Source organism: Butyrivibrio sp. VCD2006 (assembly GCF_000423925.1).
In the GTDB taxonomy this organism is placed as follows: Bacteria; Bacillota; Clostridia; order Lachnospirales; family Lachnospiraceae; genus Butyrivibrio.
In genome coordinates, this window is record NZ_KE384105.1 from 78,440 (window position 1) to 96,764 (window position 18,325).

Consider the following 18,325-nt stretch of genomic DNA (forward strand, 5'->3'; position numbering starts at 1 on the left):
ACTTTTTGTACAGTTTTACGTTTGAATTAAACAGTCCTCTGCGATATAGTAGAAATCGGTAACGAGAAAACAGTTTTATCATAATAAGGTGAATTTATTTATGAAAAAGAGAACATCAAAGTGGTTTGATAAGCCTTGGACCAAAGCGAGACTGGACGATACCATCAGATGCCTCATACCGGTTATCATATACGCATTTGTCTATCTCACATGGTTCTTCCATTTGGAAGGCACAAAAGAGCTTCATTATACAGAAATACATACAGCATTAGATGACAAGATTCCGTTCATTGAGATTTTTGTCATCCCATATTTTGGATGGTTTTTCTACTGTGCATTCTTCTTTTGCCTTTTCCTTCTGATGTATGACATGGAGGACTTTTTTAAGAATGCAGCATTCTTCTTTACGGGAATGACACTGTTTTTGATAATATCATCCATATGGCCCAACATACAGTATATGAGACCCGCTGTAATGCCCAGGGATAACATTTTTACACAGATGATTCAGGGACTGTACAGAACGGATACTCCTACCAATCTTTGGCCGAGCATCCATGTGTACAACGCGATTGGAACACATCTTGCAGTTAACAATTCCAAGAGGTTTGACAAATGGCTTAAGAACAGCTCACTTGTCTTCTGCATACTGATTATTCTGTCTACAATGTTTATCAAGCAGCATTCCGTTATCGATGTAATCGGCGGAATCCTGTTTGCAGTAATTACCAACCTGGTAGTTTACAAGAGCGAACTGGTGGTTAACGCTTATCACAGATATGATAAGAGAATGAACGCCAGACGAGCAGGGATCTGAGATTTCTCGTTTCAAGGCTATCGACAAGTAAAAAATTAAACCCTCACAGTTAAAGTGCTGTGAGGGTTTTTTCTATCCTTTTTTTACTTTTCAAATTAACCTATTGCAGACTCGAAATCTTCGATTCCTTGTTCTGAGGCTACCGCCGTATAAAAATAGGTTAGTTAAAGTTGTAAAGCTTCTGAGCTATCTTATATCCTGCAAGTGTGATCTTTCTGCCACCTTTTCCTGGGAGATAAACAAACACACCCTCTATGCGATAGCGAAGCTTGCAATACAGAAGAAAGCTTCTGCATCTTATATATCTCATGAGTTCCTTGCGCTTCTCAAGATTTTCTCTGGTACCTGAAGCAATCATAAGTATTGTCGAAATAGCTGTGATTATTTCAAGGTAGTTGAACATGTAGCGATAACGCTTTCTGTTTGATCTTATCATTCCGATGTTCTCTACATAATAGTCTACCATCAGCTTATTTACGCGAACCTGCTGGTCAAGTCTGGAGATCATTATCTCCTGATTAACGGACTGGTCAGCTCTTCCTATGTAGTAGTAATAGAAATTAACATCCAGATAGTACATTGTCTTTACAAACGGAAGCGGGTTGAAAACATAGATATTATCTACGTAGAATGTATGCTCCGGAAGCTTTAATCCGCAGTCGCGAAGAAGCTTTGTTCTGAAAATAACAGAATGCATAAGAAGATAATGTCCTATGGATATTCTCTTTACATCATCCCATGTGAAAAGCTCCTCGATGGGGAACATTCTGTTATAGCGCATTACCTTATGGCGCTGCTCTCCCTCTTTGTTATAAACAAAATTGCTGATAAGAAGGTCAAGCTTCTCTCCACCGCTTACAAACTCCTCAAGTGTAGTAAGGATTTTTCTGTAAGCGATCTCCTTTACCCAGTCATCACTGTCAACAACCTTAAAATACAGGCCTGTTGCATTCTCAAGTCCCGCATTAACAGCGGATCCGTGTCCGCCATTCTTCTTATGGATAGCTCTGCAGATTGTAGGGTACTTCTCAGCATATTCATCTGCTATAGCTGCAGTGTTATCCTTTGAACCATCATTAACAATGAGGATCTCAACATCCTCTCCACCAACAAGAAGTGAATCTATACATTTCCTCATATATTCCTGTGAGTTATAACACGGTACAGTTACACTTAATAACTTCATTCTTTTCCAAATCTCCTCTATAAACTAAAATTGTAAATCTATCGAAATCCGGTCGGATACGGGGTCCGTAATCGCCCAAAATACGTTCGATAACGGTCCCCAGCTCCTCTATAAACTTTTCTCTCAGTATGTCAGCGAAGTCTTGTGACTTCAAATCTCTGCTTAGTCAAAAGGCATTCTCTAAGCTCTGCACACCTTGTATCGGGATCATCACCCGGAATCTCGGTATCTATGGACATAGCCATAATATCTATCATATCATTTGTGACAACGGGTCTTATAAGATTCAGCACCTCTATCCTCTCAGCGGAGCTTCCCGCATCAAGAAATCTTACCACCAAAGGATTCATTCCAAAGTCCTCGGCTTCCTCCTCGATAGTGCGGCTCATATAGTTACTGTTGATCTTGTTATCGTCGTCTGTTTGTGCTTTTGCAGAAGTATCCTCTTTCTTATGATCCGTCTTTGGTTCTTCCTTCTTAGACTCCGGAACAACCTTCTCTGCTCTCTTTACCGGCGTGTCCACACTTTTCAGCATATCAATGGCACGTCTCTTAATATCATCGGTTTTAGGCTTTTCTGCCGAAGGGCTTACCACATCATTATGCGCATTCCCCTTTCTGAGAAGAGGCTTATCCCTGTCCATCTTATCCTCGCTGTCATAAGGGGAAAACAGTTCAAAACGCATCCTCTGATCAGCATTGGGATACTTTTGCCTGTCAACCTCAGAAACAAACTCTGAAAGTGGCCTGCAGTATACAGTATAATCTCCGTACAGAGCCTGATATACTACCTTCTCCTCACCTGTGTCTGCTTCCTTCGCAATAGTGATAACCTGATATTTACCACCCTTAAAATGCCTGTATAATTCCTGTGGAACCGGTCTATGCAAAATGATTACCTCCTGTGTGCAACCTTGCGGTGCATTTCATACCAAAAAAATGATATAAAGTAAAAACCACACTTATCAATTTTACCATAAATAAAGGCTATGGAGTACCATTAAAGGCTAACTTTACGTCATCTCGATGACGATTTTACAATTATCATTTCGACACTGATAATTCTGTCCAGGCGTCCTGACTTGACAGCTTCATCGCTTGAAAGACACATATCAAGGGAATCCTTAAGGTCCTTCATGGAATAGCTTCTGGCCCATCCCATAAGCTTGTCTGCAACAAACGGCGGAACACCGAGCTTTGAAGCGACATCACTTCTGTTTATCGAAAGCTCGCTAAGCTCTTTTGCCTGAAGAAGCTGGTTAAACTGTCTCATGATAAGCGCAAGTATCTGCTCCGGCGCGGTTTTAAGTGCCAGAAGCTCATAGTAAATGTTCATGGCCTTAGCCTGATTTTTCATTACTATGGCATCTGTCATCTCAAATATCCTGCTGGTGAGCCAGTTAGCACATACAGCATCTATATCCTTTTCAGTTACTTCGCCACGTTCAAGGCAGTAACTGGTAAGCTTTTCCATCTCATGTACCATGTTGGACATATCTGTTCCGACACGATTTATAAAATATGCAATAGCTCTGGTAGAAATCACCTTGCCCTCAGCCTTCATCCTACCGGCGATCCATTTGTAAAGCATCTGCTCATCCGGGGTCTCGCAGTTGATATCAAGACCTATTTTGCTGACAGCCTTGTACATATCCTTGCGCTTATCAACCGATGACTCCACGAATAAAAATACCGTCGTCTCTGCCGGACTCTTGAGGTAATCCGCAAGTTCGGGACATCCGTTTTTAAAAAAGCCGCTGTCCTCTATGACTATCACTCGTCTCTCAGCGAAAAACGGCAGCGTCTCAGCCATATCAATTATCTCAGCGGGGTTGAGGCCGGCTCCTTCATAGTGCTGAAGATTCATCTTATCTCCGCCGCCAAGGAGGGCTTCCCTAAGCTTATTCCTGTTTTGATTCCGCAGGTAAGCTTCGTCACCATACACAAGATAACATGGTCTGAATTTCCCCGTCTGTATATCTTCATTTATCTGCTTTTGCTTGACAGGATAGTCTGTCGTCTTCTTTGCAGCCATATTATTTCCTTGCCCCGTAATCACAATATGTTGTATATTATAACATAAATGAGCTTAAATTCGGCTTAATCTTTTCGGGAGGAGTCACAATGTTAAAACAGGTATCTATCTACGCCGAAAACAAAAAAGGTTGTTTTCAGAACATCACCGGTATTCTCAGAGAAAATGATATCAACATCCTGGGATCGGTAACAAATGATTCGGCTGAATACGGCATTATCAGAATGGTTGTATCAGATCCGGAGAAATGTATCGAAGTTCTTGGAAAAGCAGGCTATATTTGCAAAACAACCCATGTTCTCGGTATTGAGTGTCCCGACGCTGTCGGAGCTCTCGACAATATCCTTAAGTCCCTCTATGAGAGCAATATAAATGTCAACTATATTTATCTTTCTTTCAATCGTGAATCAGGACTTCCCATCATGGTAATGCACACAGATGATATTTATGCTGTAGAAAACATTTTGGTGAACAAAGGATATAAATCCATATAATACTTAGCTAAAACTGCCTCTGGTTATATACATGTGTGATTTTGCATCATGTTTGAGTAATTTTCAGGAAAAGGCACTGCCGGTATCTCCGGTTTTCATTCTCGTTATCTTCGAGAGATTTTTCTAATGCCCATATATTTATTGTTTATCGCGCGCTACGAAAAAAAATGGTTTTCTTCGCGCGCACAATAAATATTTATGGGCATAAGAAAAATCATCTCTCAGCTATAGGGAACGAAAACCGGAGATACCGGCAGTGCTTTTTCCTGAAAACTATGAGTTATGCAAAATCACACATGTATATAACCAGTGCAAGATTTTGGAATGCTTTGAGGAACGGAAGTAAGAAGCAAACCTGTCCGGTGCCCCAGAGATAAAAAAACTTTGAAATATCCAGAAGAGGCCGAGGCTTAGCGGCCTTTCGGTTTTTGGAAGTTTTAGACCTCAAAACAATTTTCAAAGAAAAAGACCGCAGATTCCCCTATCTGCGGTCTTTAAAATGGTAATATATGTAATTTCATACCTTCCTATTTCACATCGGCGCCGTGGCTGGCCGCAATGAGTCCAACCGCAAAAGTCAGAGAAATAGCGATTTCGATACCAAGGACGAATTTATCAGACTGGTCTCGCTTCTCGCCGAGAACCTCAGCCTCTTCATCACCTATATCCCCCTCACTGTTTTCCAACTCTGCATTTTCAGAATCTTCTGTTGTCTGATATACAACAGCTGAATCCTCAGCTGACGAAGCACTTACCGTCCCCATGGAACCCAATGCTCCCAGCAGCACCATAAATAGAATGATGCCTGCAAAAATCTTTTTCATTGCTCACCTCATCTCTCCCTCAGCTCCTGAAACCAATTATATAGGAATAGTTTTGGCTTGTGTTTACAGAACGTGCACAATATCGTTCATAACTCGTACTTGACAAGACTCTCAAATCATGCCCCTGACACATTTTATGGCAATAAGCCAATTAATCAATGCATGTCTTTATTTTTAGCTACCATTACTCACGGATGCAGTGATTACGCCGTCTTCCGCGGTTATTATTTTGTATTCCAAAATTCTTTCGCATCAAGTATATGAACACAATCCGGATCAATTCCAAAGCTTTCTACTAACATGCATTTTCTATTTTCAAATTCCTTTTGTCTTCTAGCATCAGCTTCACCTTCTTCACAATGCTCATAAAAATACCACTTAGCTTTTGGCTTTATATTCCTTTTTATTTCTGCAAAATATGGCCAATCCACTTCACCAAGCGAATGCCCCAAAATGTGCACCTCATCTACATTGCCATATTTAGAAAAATAATATTCATTTTCTTCTATTATGTTTTCGGTATCCTTAAAAGACGCTTTATAAAAACTATATATTGCCCAGTCTATCTCTGCTTCATTATTCATTGAGTTATACTTATCATTCTTTTTTATTTTATAGTTCTCTTCTGCGGTATATAAAGCCTCTTTATTTCCATGCCCCATTATCACACGGCCTTCACCGGCACTTCCATGTATGTAACAAATATCGCTTCTATCTACTTCATATACTTTCTCCAAAGTGTTGGTATAGTTAAACACTAAATAATAGGCATCATTTTTAGAAAATCTATCCGTGCGTTTATTGGCTTTATCTACTTCTATGCTTCTAATCCAATCCAGAACATTATCATTTAGCCGCTCCATAAAAGAATAATTTTTTTCAAACTCAGTTTCCAGTGTACTTTCTATGTCCGGCATAGGGTCACCGTCATCATCACGCATGTTATCTATCATATTTTCTGCCATTATTCTAAAATTATATTCAAATTCCTCACCATTCCCAAGACTATTCTCAAAGTCCTGCCACCACTTTTCCGAGTTATCAAAGAAATACTCCTTTGGCCACGGATTAGTATAATCGTCTTCAATATAATGATCTTCAACCATAAAAACATCATATACACTAGCTAATTTATTTAAGAACTCTTTATTATGGATTTCCAAATATGATTTGAAATCCTTATACCTTGTTGGTAAATCATGTTCCAAATCAAAACCGTTTCCTAAAACATATAATTTTGTTTTCATACCATTCTCCTTAACATACATATTTAAGACAATATTTTAACATATCATTGTTAACAAAAAACAAAATATCATATAAAAAAAGGCTACAATCTGTTAATTGACTGTAGCCTTTTCTATATTCCCATCTTACCTAAATTGTATCAAATTTTATATTTAATTCTTTATTTTAATTGGATTTTTAATAACCACTCATCAGTCAACATAACTGTTAATCTTTAGTCTGTTCCTATCTAAAGAAATAGTTATAGCTCCTCCCAGATCTGTTCTGTATACACGGGTGCCTATCTCTTCCAACCTATCCAAGAGTTCCCTGTGAGGATGTCCATAGCGATTATTAACTCCGCAGCTGATAAGTGATATTTTAGGCTTTATGAGTTCAAGGAACTCCTTATCAGTCGTATATTCACTACCATGATGTGCAACCTTCAAAAGTGTTAAATTCTCAAATTCCTCAGAATGATGTCTGATGTAATCCTTGAGATTATCCTGCCCGGTACCCTCTACATCACCTGTAAACAAAGCACTAAAACCACCATACTTAAGTAATAGAATTGTTGAATAAGCGTTTGGTTCATTAGTTATCATGCCAGATACAGGACCTATGCACTTAAACAGCATTTCTTTATCAAAATTGATCTCATCACCCTGCTTCATATATGAAATAGGAATTCTTAGTTCTTCTGCTCGCTTTTCAAGCTTCCTGTAGTTATTCCCTTTTGAATCGTTATCGATACACGGAAGTATTAGGTTCCTGATCCTTATGTTGCTTCGACATTCCTCCATCATATCCATCATTTCAAGTATTCCGCTCATGTGATCCTCGTCCTCGTGAGTTAAGACGACTGCATCAAGATCACCTATGCCTTCATAAGACAGAAATGGAACAATCTGGTATTTCGCTACATTCTTCTTAGATGTACTTCCACCATCGATCAAAATTCTGGACTTCTTAGTTTCGATAACAATTCCGTCCCCCTGACCAACGTCAAGAACAGTTATTCTGAGGTCCGGTCTGATTCTAAGGCATAATACAAAAAGCCCCAGGACTAAAAGTGCGTATCGTATTTTATCAAATCTTTGCTCTCTTAAAGTATCTCTTCGCCTCTCATCAGGATCGGGCGATGGAGCATGCTTATGCGTTTTTTCCTTAATGAATACAAACGCAGCCAAAATGATCAGATAAAAAATCACCTGCCATATCTCAGCGTGTCCCGCATACCAGGTATTCCCCGGAAGCGAGCTTCCAGCCAGACAGCACAAAATAAACCATTTTATTATCAGATGGCATCCTCTTCCTATGACAAAGCCTGCCGGAAAGAGAAATGCCGCAAAAGCAATACTCAGTATTCCCAATAGCATAAGCGAAGACATTAGTGGAAGAACAAAAAGATTAAGAACAACAGAATAGATCGGATACGTGTAGTAAAAGCACATACTGACAGGAAGCGTGACCAGCATTATGGAAATGCTTGCTCCCAATAGCTTTAACCTGCCTGTTCTAAAAACATCAGGCATCGCCGGAAGCACATACCCCAGTGCTATAACAGCTCCAAATGACATAAGGAATCCGCTGTGCTTTAGATACAGCGGGCATGAAATCAAAAGTATTATTCCCGAAAGCGCCATTGCTGAAAGCATGTCATAAGTTCTGCCTATAATATCCGCTCCAAGATGTACAGCAAACATCATAATGGCCCTGAACGCAGAGGTGCTCATTCCGCACATTATTCCATATGAATACATTATGGCGGTCGCGATCACAGCAGAGAGTGAGATCCTCATTCCTATCTTCCTCAGGAGCTTATAAAGCGACATTCCTATGATAGAGATATGCATTCCCGATACTGCAATAATATGAATAATTCCATTTCTCTTAAACTCCTCTTTAATGTCATCCGTGAGGTAATTCTTATCCCCAAGGAGAATTGCCTTCATAACCCCTGAATCCTCAGGGCTCAGAACCTTATCGAGAAGACCTTCAAGATAAAGTCTCGTCTTATAAAGGAATTCCTCCGCTTTATTTTCTTTTCCTCCAATTCCGATGATCTTAACATCGGTAAGACTATATTCAATTTTCAATATTCTGTAATAGCTTTGGCTGTCAAACTCTCCGGGATTAGTGCTTCTTTGAAAATTTCTCACTTTTCCAGAAGCCTTCAAGGTGCATCCCATAGGAAGCTTATACTCTGTATCGTCAAGATAGAGCATAACCTTCCTGCCGTTTTCCGTTTTCAGATATAAAATAAGTTGTTTCTCACCTGAAAACGAGCTTATTTTCTCTTCTTTACCACATATTTTTCCGGTAATGGTGATAGCTGCCTGATCAGGCAGGTAAGAGTCTTCCTCCGCCTGCATTACAAGCAGAAGAAAAAAGACAGCCGCCGCGAGAAGTCCCCCAACCACGCATAGCGGTCGTTTCATTTATTTTTCCCAACAAATCAAAACCGTGAAAGCAGATTATTCTCGTACTATATCAAGGTTTCTCTCAAATATCTTATCAAGGGATATTTTCTCCATGAAGGTAACATTTGTCTGTCCATTCACGGATATCTGAACCTTGTTAACGTCTGCGGTTTCACATACAGTGTTAACAAGAGAGTATAAAGCAACCTTAGGATTAACGTTTCCCTGCTGAGCCATTATTCCGGAGTCAAAATCCACATAGCACACTCCGTCTCTTACGGAAACAGAGTTGATCTTTGTCTGCGGGTTAAGAGTTGCAGTCGCAAGGTCGGTATTAGGTCCCTTTAAAAGCTGTTCAATAGCAAGTCTCTGCATGAGAATATTACTGTTATATACCACACTTCTATAGACAGGAATAAGCTCCTCTCCGTCATCAGTGGCAAAATAGAGCACCAGCTCTACCTTTTCATAAGTGTTTATCTCATTTCCGGCATTATAAACGAAGTTGTCTGCAGACATGTTACCGATAATATTGCCGTTTCCATCAAGAAGCGGTGATCTCTCAACAGTAAATGTCACATACTCAACCCCGGGAACCTGTGTGAGCGTTCTTACCATAGCAGCTCTGTCCAGTATCTCGGTAGTCTTCTCCGTAGCGGTATAGCTTCCTGCAAAATTAAGAGTCAGAACATTACCATTAAGTGAGTAATCAAGCAGATTGACCGGTCCATAGATCGGGGCTTCATACTCAAGCTTCTCGGGCATGGTTCTCATTTTAGCCAAAAGCTCTTCAATGACTGCCTTGGTGTTACTCATATCGGACAGCACATGGTAGTCCTCACAAACCATTCCTGCTTCATCGGATTTGAGGTAGTACACCTGAACACTGTTAGGGTCCTCCTCTTTATCTGTGTTTGCACAGCTGGTAAGACAGAATGCCAAAAGCATAACGCACAATATTAAGTTGGCTAATCTTTTTAATGTAGTATTCATATCCTTCTTTATTCCAGTGACTGCATATAGATTAGAGGAATTCTGACTGTAAAGGTAGTTCCGACATTTTCCTCACTCTTAACCTGTATGGTTCCTCTGTGCATCAAAATTGCATTATGTGTTATGGAAAGTCCCAGTCCGGTACCTCCGATTTCCCTGGACCTGGACTTATCAACTCTGTAAAATCTCTCGTAAATTTTATCAAGGCTGTCCTCGGGAATACCGATTCCCGAATCACTGACTTCACAGGTAAAATACTGATGATCAGCGTCCAGCTTTACCTTTACGAATCCGTCATCCTTGTTATACTTAACAGCATTTTCAACGAGGTTCATGAGAGCAAGTGAAAGCTTTACTTCATCTATTTCTGCTGTTATCTCTCTTGTAGTTTCCAGTGTCAGTTCTATGTTATGCTTCCTGGCTATAGGTCTTATTCTCTTAAGAATGATCTCCATCATCTGCACTACATCAACAGATGTAATGTTAAGAGGTGTAGCCTTCTTGTCCATTCTTACAAGTTCAAGAAGGTCATTGATTATCTGATTCTCTCTGTCCACCTCGGCGGCGATATCCTCCATGAAGTCTCTGTATACTTCATTTGGAACATCATCCTGCATAATAAGCGAATCTGCCAGAACTTTCATGGATGTGATAGGTGTTTTAAGCTCATGTGATACGTTTGAAACAAATTCCTGTCTTGATGCATCAAGAGCATTCATTCGCTGAAGAAGCTGATTAAACGCCTGAATAATATGCTCTGTCTCGAAATAGTTAGCTCCCGAAATAGGCTCATTCGTGTAACCGGCCTTAACATCATTGATGGCTGCAGTAATCCTGTCGAAGGGCTTAAGCAGTCTTCCCGACATGTACACCGCCATAACCAGAATTACGATGATAGCTATAAGCTCAATTGTTATGGCCCTTCTCGTCAGTATATCCATAGTCGCCGTAATATAATCAGTTGATACACTTATCAGAAGAACGCCTCTTACGACATCCTGTTTCTTAAGCTCACGGGCCACATCACCGCTTTCATAGGTGAGTGTCTCAGTGATAGGTGCAGTCATTTCAATATAGCCATTGTTCTTATCGTATACTGCCGTTGATCCTGAGGTTCCGTTTTTCAGACATCTGACAACCTCATCAGAGATGATGGTCTTGCCCTCACTGATTCCATAAGTATCCTTGCGGATCTTAAGGTCACTGTCAATGACTATCACTCTTCCGTCATAAAGATTGGCAAGCAAATCAAGCTCTGCATTTATAACATCAGAGGTAGTATCTGAAAAATAGTTGTAATTGATCAGGTGATTCGCCAGGATCATCAGCTGTGTGGAAACCTCTGATTCTCTGACATTGACAGCACGATCTTCGTAGCTCTCGAGAATAGCAGAATGAATCACGAGGCATGAAATCAGCCCCGTGAGAAAAACGATCAAAAATATTCTGAATCTAAGACTTTTAAATGGGTTGTATATCATCTTGGCTCCAAAATTATTGCCTTATAGGTAGCAAACAACAATATCACGTTCTTTGCTAGCATTATGCCTGAAAATAATAGCCGGATCCCCACTTCGTTCTAACATACCTGGGCTCGCTTGGATTAACCTCAAGCTTCTCCCTAAGTCTCCTCACATGAACGTCAACAGTTCTCTCATCACCGGGGAAATCCTCTCCCCAGATAGCGTGCAGAAGTTCACTTCTGTTGTAAACTTTTCCGGGAGTAGATACCAAAAACTCAAGCACATCAAACTCTCTGCTTGTAAGATTTATTTCCTTATCGCCAACATAAACTCTTCTATATTCCTCATTGATCATAAGATCGCCGAAGCTCTGAACCTTAGCCTGCGTCTCAGGCTTGGTGGTTCTTCTCATTATAGCCTTGATTCTGGCCTTAACCTCAAGGATATTGAAGGGCTTTGTAATATAATCATCAGCTCCGTACTCAAGACCAAGTATCTTATCCATATCATCGCCCTTGGCAGTAAGCATTACGATCGGTACTGAGGAAAAATCTCTTATCTGCTGGCAAACCTCAAAGCCATCCATTTTGGGAAGCATAACATCCAGTAGAATAATGTCATAGGTATTGGCGTGAGCCAGTTGCAAGGCCTCTTCGCCATCATATGCGCTGTCAACCTTCATACCGTCCTGCTCGAGACTGTATCGAATACCTTTTACAATTGTCTTCTCGTCATCAACAACCAGTACCTTTTTTGCCATTTCTTCCACTCCATTAAAATCGTTAAACTGTTATATGATCTTTGATTTTTGTAAAGAACTTATCCTTGATACCTGAAACCTTCATGATATCCTCGATAGTTCCGAATCTACCATTTTCTTGTCTGTAGGTAATGATGTTTTTTGCTCTGCCAGGTCCAATCCCGGGAATAGTACAAAGCTGTGCCTCGTCAGCAGTATTGATATTGACCTTACCGCCTTCGGCGCTCTGCGATGAACTATTGTCGTACATGCCGGATATTCCTGCTGTATCACTTCCCTGTTCTATGGAAGTATCAAGAGCCACGTCACCGCTTTGTCCAAAAGATGTTGTCTCCTCGAGAGTAGGTATTCTCACCTTAACCCCATCAGAAAGAACAAGTGCCTGATTGACATACTCGCTGTCCGCTTCCTCTGAAAAACCACCTGCTGCCCTCACTGCATCTACTACTCTGCTTCCTGATGGAAGCTCATAGACACCTTCACACAACACGGCACCGCAAACATGGACCATCACGGTCTGCGGTGGTATCTGAGTATCCTCCTTAGCAGTAGTATCCTCAGCTGCTTCTGCGCTTTCTGTGGTCTCTACTGCAACGTCCGAGGTCTCAGAAGTGCTGCAGGTATCACCTGCTTCCTCAGACTGATCGGACATAACTGCTGCCCTTTCCGGTTCAACAAGTACAATTTCGTCATTCTTACGACTGCAACCGGACGTAAACAGCATTCCAAGCAAGCTTAAAAAAATAAAACTTTTTGTAATAATTTTATGCATGTTTCCTCCACAATGTGGAGGCCCCACCACGCATGGACATAAGATACGCGTCCACTAATCATAATAGCGGAAAAGAATTTCTTACGCAAGATAGCTGTAATATTTTCGTAACAATTACAAAAAAGTCAACTCATTAGACAATTCTTTTGTATATATATACAACAAAAGAATAATGAACCTTATTCTTCCTGTCCCTCAGTAATAACAACCGTGGCGTCAGGAAGTCGTTCCTCCTCTACTGCAGTGCCATTTATCTGCAGCTTAACGTTCTCGGATAATGTCTTTAACGTATCATTCACATCCGCACCTTCCCAGATGTTTGCAAAAGCAATTTCAAGCTGAACCCAGAAGTTACTGGTGGCCATAAGCTTAGGCATAGGTACTGATTTGGAATAAACATCAACAAATGAATCAAGGGAATCGTTGCCATAAGGAATTCCCTCATGTGCGATAAGCTTGCCGCTGGATAAGTAGCATGCATCGGTGTTCTCGCCGCAAAGGAAAGCAGCAAAATCATTGGCTTTATCCTGATGTTCGGAATATCCATTGATTACAAGGCAATCTGTAACTGACATGGTTCTGGTTCCATAGTTGCCATTAAGCGCAGGCATTGTAGTAACACCATATTCAAAGTTACATTTACCTGACGCCTTAGCCTCCTCTATCTTGGCAACAGCATCAGAGGTAGCAACAGTAAATACTGTTTTGCCATCTATGAAATCCTGCAAAACCTTGTCATAAGTAACAACGCTCTCGTCTATAGCAAAGAACTGATTGAGCTGCTGATAAAAGCTCATGCAGTTAATAGTGTTTTCATTGTAAACATCGATCTGGCTGATATCATCACCTGCCTGTCCGCCGAGGTTAAGGTAATTACCTACAAAGAAATAATTGTAAAAGATATCGGTAACATCCCATCTGAAGACTGATTCTACACTATCCGGAGCATTATAGTTGTCAGCAAACAGAAGAATATCTTCTATTGTGGTAGGAAGCATCTTCTGAACGCCATCATTAACCTCTTCATCAGAAAGAACTGATTCCTCGGAAGCCTCACCTATTTCTCCTTCTTCAAATTCCGGGCTATTCACTGTTCCGGCATCCTCTGACTGAGTAATATCCTCGCCCTCTATCTCTCCTGCATCAGCTGCTGCCTGAGCAAGTTCGCCCTCTGCGGCATCTATTTCAGCCTGTCTGCGGGCACGAACCTCGTCCTCAAGATATGTTCTGTTATAAAGAAGTGAGCTTGTTTCAAAATAGTAAGGATATGCGATGTATTTTCCCTTATAAGTGATCGCATTTTTTGCAGCATCAGAAAAACCAAGAGAATCATCACTGAAAATCTCCGGCTTTCTAATCTCCTCTGCAAGTCCTGCAAGGTACGCTTTTTCAAGACTGTCATGAGTCATGATAAAAACGTCGGGATAATTATCGCCCTGAACAGACGCCTTGTTTATCTCCTCGAGATACTCAAGACCTGACACGCACTGGATCTCGGCTCTGGCAGTCTTACTCTTTTTGTTGAACTCAACGGCTTTTCCAGTAAGATAGTCCGTCATAGCTTCATCTGTGTACCAGAGTCTGACTGTTGTCTTGTCATTTGCTCCAAAAATTGTGCGCTCCTCATGGAGATTTTCACCTGATCTTGAATAATAAAAAGCTGCTCCAAGCAGTGCTAATATAAGAACAGCTCCAAGCAGCCTGAATCTTATCTTCATTAAATACCTCACTAAGTGTATGTATGAAGTTCTGATGATCACTACGATCTACAGAACTAAGAAAGACAAGGTTCCAGTATTTTAATCATTTCATCCACATCGCTTTTTGTAATCACAAGCGGAGGAATAAAGCGAATCACATTTGTCCCAGCATTGATAAGGATAAGACCGTTATCCAAAGCCTTGGTAATAATCTCTCCCACCGGGCGATCAAGCTCAAGTCCCTGTAAAAGTCCGCTACCTCTTCTGTCAATGATGAAATCGTAACGGTTTTTCAGCTCTTCAAGCTTCTCCTCGAGATAATCCGAAACCTCTCTCACGTTATCTATTATATGGTTAGTATCGAATAAATCAAGGACTTTGTCTATAGCTGCACATGCCAGAGGATTGCCACCGTAAGTGGTTCCGTGGTCACCTGCAACAAGAGAATTCTGACCTGCCTTTTCAGTCATAAGAAAAGCGCCTACGGGCACACCGCAGCCAAGTGCTTTAGCAGTTGTCATGATATCCGGCTTTACACCGAATTTCTGCCATGCATACATGTATCCTGTTCTTCCCATGCCGCACTGGATCTCATCAAGAATGAGCAAGATATCCTTTTCATCACAGAGCGCTCTCACCTTTTTAAGGAAGTACTCTGTTGCAGGGTGGATTCCGCCCTCTCCCTGAACAGTCTCCATTATGATCGCACAGGTTTTATCCGTAACCTGCTGCATAACACTGTCAAAATCGTTGTAATCAGCAAATTTGATATTGCCGATCATAGGCTCGAATGCTTCACGATAGTGCGGATTGCCCGTTACTGATAATGCTCCGAAGGTTCTTCCGTGGAAGGAATGATTCATGGCGATAATCTCATGATCATTTTTACCATCCTTTAAAAATGCATATTTTCTTGCAGCCTTAAGAGCACCCTCAACAGCTTCCGCACCGCTGTTTGTGAAAAATACGCGGTCCATGCCAGATACAGCCTTAAGCTTTTTGGCCGCATTTATGGCAGGTACATTGTAGTAATAATTGGAGGTGTGAATCACCTTATCTATCTGGCTCTTCAAAGCATCATTGTATTCCTTGTTAGCGTATCCAAGAGCAAATACTCCTATGCCGGAAACAAAGTCAAGATACTGTTTTCCTTCTATATCATAAAGGTGAACACCTTCGCCCTTATCAAGTACTACCTGGTAACGGTTATAGGTATGGAGCAGATCGCGTTCAGCTTCTGCTATATAATCTTTCATAGTATTCATTATATGGCCCTCATCCGTCAGCTTCGCTGACACCTTCTCCCCCAGGGAGAAGGCTTTTGTTTTCTGTATTATTGATAATTGCTAATTGAGTGATTTATTCAGTTGCCTCGTCCGGCATAAACATGGTTCCGACACCCTTGTTGGTAAAGAACTCAAGAAGCAGGCAATGGGGTATTCTTCCGTCAAGAATATGCACTCTCTGAACGCCCTCTTTTACAGCATCTGTGCAGTTGGCAAGCTTGGGAAGCATGCCGCCTCCGATAGTTCCGCTTGAAATCAGTGCATCTGCCTCAGAGCAGGTCATCCTTGAGATAAAGGTTGAAGGATCATTGATATCCCTGTAAACACCCTCGATATCAGTAAGGAATGCAAGCTTCTCAGCATGAACAGCCTTTGCAATAGCACATGCTGCATCATCTGCATTGATATTGAATGTTTCAAAATTTTCATTCATACCTACAGGAGCAACAATAGGAAGATAGTCATTATCGAGAAGATCATATAAAATCTTGGGATCTACAGTCTCAACCTCTCCGACAAATCCAATATCCTGACCACCTGACAGCTTTTTCTTTGCCTTCAGAAGTCCTGAATCTTTTCCGCTTATACCGATTGCCTTAACTCCAAGCTCCTGTACCATTCTGACAAGACACTTATTCACGCGATTCAGCACCATCTCTGCAATTTCCATAGTCTCTTCATCAGTAACGCGAAGTCCGTTAACGAACTCAGCTTCTTTGCCGACTTTTCCGACCCATTTGCTGATAGCCTTGCCACCACCGTGAACGATTATAGGCTTAAAGCCAACGAGCTTTAAAAGAGTAACGTCCTTAATGACATTTTTCTGGAACTCCTCGCTCTCCATGGCACTTCCGCCGTACTTAACAACGATGATCTTCCTGTTGTACTTCTGAATATAGGGAAGTGCTTCGATAAGCACTTCAGCTTTTTTCAAAACTTCCTGCATATGATTATCCATTTTTCAATCCACCTCCATAAACGCTAGTTTATATCTGACTCTGCCCGGTCGGATACAGGGTCCGTAATCGCCCAAAATACATGCGATAACGGTCCCCAGCTCCTTAAGACACCTCATCTATGTCATTTCGTCATATTATGAACGATAATCGGCATTGATTTTTACATAATCGTAAGTGAGATCACATCCCCACGCACTTGCTTCCTCGCTTCCGGAGTGCATATCTACATTTGCGATAACCTCCTTAGCTGAAAGAACCTTTGTAGCATACTCCTCATCAAATCCCTGCGGATTGCCATCTTTATATAAAAGTACGCTGCCCTCTGTACTCTCGATAGTAAGCTCAACCTTTTCAGGATCAAAGATAACTCCCGAATAGCCAAGGGCACAAAGTATACGTCCGAAGTTAGCATCATGGCCATAGATCATTGCCTTAGTAAGTGATGAACAGATAACTGATTTTGCAAGAGTGCGGGCATTCTCCTTGGTATCAGCGTTAGAGACATGTACTGTAAAAAGTGCTGTTGCGCCTTCTCCGTCTCCCGCAAGCATTCTCGCCATCTCTTTACAGATAGCAAAAAGCGCTTCAACAAATGCCTCATAGTCCTCATTTTCTTCAGTAATCTCAGGGTTACCTGCCTCACCGTTCGCAAGAACCATAAGAGAATCATTGGTAGACATATCTCCGTCAACCGAGATCATGTTAAATGTATCAACAACAACAGTCCTTAAAGCCTTCTGAAGCAGTTCATGACAAATTGAAATATCTGTAGTTATGAAGGAAAGCATGGTGCACATATTGGGATGGATCATTCCTGATCCCTTAGCAAGAGCTCCCATTCTGCAGGTCTTGCCGGCAGCCTCAAACTCAACTGCCATCTGCTTGGAATGAGTATCTGTTGTCATAATCGCCTCAGCGGCTGTTGTTCCTGCTTCCTCAGTATCCGAAAGCTCAGGCACCATCTTGGCAATACCGTTCTTTATAGCATCCATGTTCATCTGCATTCCGATTACTCCGGTTGATGCCACAAGAACTGAATTCTCAGGAAGATTCAAAAGCAGTTCAACCTCAGCAGCGGTTTCGGCGCACACCTTTCTTCCTACTTCTCCGGTGCAGGCATTGGCAATTCCCGAATTACCGACGATAGCGTGAACCGGATGGATTCCGTTACACAGTTCCCTGTCCCATAAAACAGGAGCAGCTTTTACAACATTACTTGTAAAAACTCCTGCCGCAGTGCAAGATGATTCGCTGTAGATAAGCATCATATCCTTGCGGTTTTTATACTTAATACAGGCCTCTGTACCGGCTGCCTTAAAGCCCTTTGCTGCTGTAACACCACCTGAAATTATTTTCATATCTGCCTCCATTTCTCATCCGAAAGCT

General features: G+C 41.3%; 16 protein-coding genes. 2 read left to right on the plus strand and 14 right to left on the minus strand.

Annotation, left to right across the window (positions count from 1 at the left end; genetic code table 11):
- Positions 1-100: 100 nt before the first annotated feature.
- Positions 101-817 (plus strand): phosphatase PAP2 family protein, encoded by a 717-nt coding sequence (locus G586_RS0117370; protein WP_026528723.1) that lies wholly within the window; start codon positions 101-103, stop codon positions 815-817.
- A gap of 160 nt (positions 818-977) precedes the next feature.
- Here the strand turns inward: G586_RS0117370 and G586_RS0117375 are convergent, their stop codons facing one another.
- The 3 genes from G586_RS0117375 to holA all read right to left on the minus strand — a co-directional run bounded on the left by G586_RS0117375 (position 978) and on the right by holA (position 4,038).
- The gene (locus tag G586_RS0117375) at positions 978-2,003 is read right to left on the minus strand and encodes a glycosyltransferase family 2 protein (protein ID WP_026528724.1); all 1,026 of its coding nucleotides are present in this window, start codon (positions 2,001-2,003) and stop codon (positions 978-980) included.
- A 131-nt stretch (positions 2,004-2,134) separates the two neighbouring features.
- The gene (locus G586_RS25805) at positions 2,135-2,893 is read right to left on the minus strand and encodes a DUF1653 domain-containing protein (protein ID WP_081674446.1); all 759 of its coding nucleotides are present in this window, start codon (positions 2,891-2,893) and stop codon (positions 2,135-2,137) included.
- Between the two features lie 128 nt (positions 2,894-3,021).
- The gene (gene holA, locus G586_RS0117385; protein ID WP_051204881.1) at positions 3,022-4,038 is read right to left on the minus strand and encodes a DNA polymerase III subunit delta; all 1,017 of its coding nucleotides are present in this window, start codon (positions 4,036-4,038) and stop codon (positions 3,022-3,024) included.
- An 89-nt stretch (positions 4,039-4,127) separates the two neighbouring features.
- Between holA and G586_RS0117390 the strand changes: the two genes are divergently transcribed.
- Complete coding sequence (locus tag G586_RS0117390; protein WP_026528726.1) at positions 4,128-4,532, plus strand: amino acid-binding protein; 405 nt, start codon at positions 4,128-4,130, stop codon at positions 4,530-4,532.
- Positions 4,533-5,059: 527 nt separating this feature from the next.
- Here the strand turns inward: G586_RS0117390 and G586_RS0117395 are convergent.
- The 11 genes from G586_RS0117395 to argJ form a co-directional block, all read right to left on the minus strand.
- On the minus strand, positions 5,060-5,356 hold the full coding sequence (locus G586_RS0117395; protein WP_026528727.1) for a hypothetical protein: 297 nt from the start codon (positions 5,354-5,356) through the stop codon (positions 5,060-5,062).
- A 224-nt stretch (positions 5,357-5,580) separates the two neighbouring features.
- Positions 5,581-6,603: a bacteriophage abortive infection AbiH family protein gene (locus G586_RS0117400; protein ID WP_026528728.1), complete on the minus strand. Its 1,023-nt coding sequence runs from the start codon at positions 6,601-6,603 to the stop codon at positions 5,581-5,583.
- Between the two features lie 192 nt (positions 6,604-6,795).
- Positions 6,796-9,024: a ComEC/Rec2 family competence protein gene (locus tag G586_RS0117405; protein WP_026528729.1), complete on the minus strand. Its 2,229-nt coding sequence runs from the start codon at positions 9,022-9,024 to the stop codon at positions 6,796-6,798.
- A gap of 36 nt (positions 9,025-9,060) precedes the next feature.
- Complete coding sequence (locus tag G586_RS0117410; RefSeq protein ID WP_035773493.1) at positions 9,061-9,999, minus strand: GerMN domain-containing protein; 939 nt, start codon at positions 9,997-9,999, stop codon at positions 9,061-9,063.
- An 8-nt stretch (positions 10,000-10,007) separates the two neighbouring features.
- Positions 10,008-11,480 carry a sensor histidine kinase gene (locus G586_RS0117415; RefSeq protein WP_026528731.1) on the minus strand — a complete coding sequence of 491 codons (1,473 nt, stop codon included), beginning with the start codon at positions 11,478-11,480 and terminating at the stop codon, positions 10,008-10,010.
- A gap of 61 nt (positions 11,481-11,541) precedes the next feature.
- Positions 11,542-12,222: a response regulator transcription factor gene (locus tag G586_RS0117420; protein WP_026528732.1), complete on the minus strand. Its 681-nt coding sequence runs from the start codon at positions 12,220-12,222 to the stop codon at positions 11,542-11,544.
- 22 nt (positions 12,223-12,244) lie between these two features.
- On the minus strand, positions 12,245-12,994 hold the full coding sequence (locus G586_RS23660) for a helix-hairpin-helix domain-containing protein (protein WP_051204882.1): 750 nt from the start codon (positions 12,992-12,994) through the stop codon (positions 12,245-12,247).
- Positions 12,995-13,173: 179 nt separating this feature from the next.
- A complete protein-coding gene (locus tag G586_RS23665) occupies positions 13,174-14,712 on the minus strand; it encodes a sugar ABC transporter substrate-binding protein (RefSeq protein ID WP_051204883.1) in 1,539 nt (512 codons plus the stop codon).
- A gap of 56 nt (positions 14,713-14,768) precedes the next feature.
- Positions 14,769-15,950 carry an aspartate aminotransferase family protein gene (locus G586_RS0117435; RefSeq protein WP_442852459.1) on the minus strand — a complete coding sequence of 394 codons (1,182 nt, stop codon included), beginning with the start codon at positions 15,948-15,950 and terminating at the stop codon, positions 14,769-14,771.
- Positions 15,951-16,053: 103 nt separating this feature from the next.
- Positions 16,054-16,938: an acetylglutamate kinase gene (gene argB / locus G586_RS0117440; protein ID WP_026528734.1), complete on the minus strand. Its 885-nt coding sequence runs from the start codon at positions 16,936-16,938 to the stop codon at positions 16,054-16,056.
- A gap of 135 nt (positions 16,939-17,073) precedes the next feature.
- Complete coding sequence (gene argJ / locus G586_RS0117445; protein ID WP_026528735.1) at positions 17,074-18,297, minus strand: bifunctional ornithine acetyltransferase/N-acetylglutamate synthase; 1,224 nt, start codon at positions 18,295-18,297, stop codon at positions 17,074-17,076.
- Between the last annotated feature and the right edge of the window lie 28 nt (positions 18,298-18,325).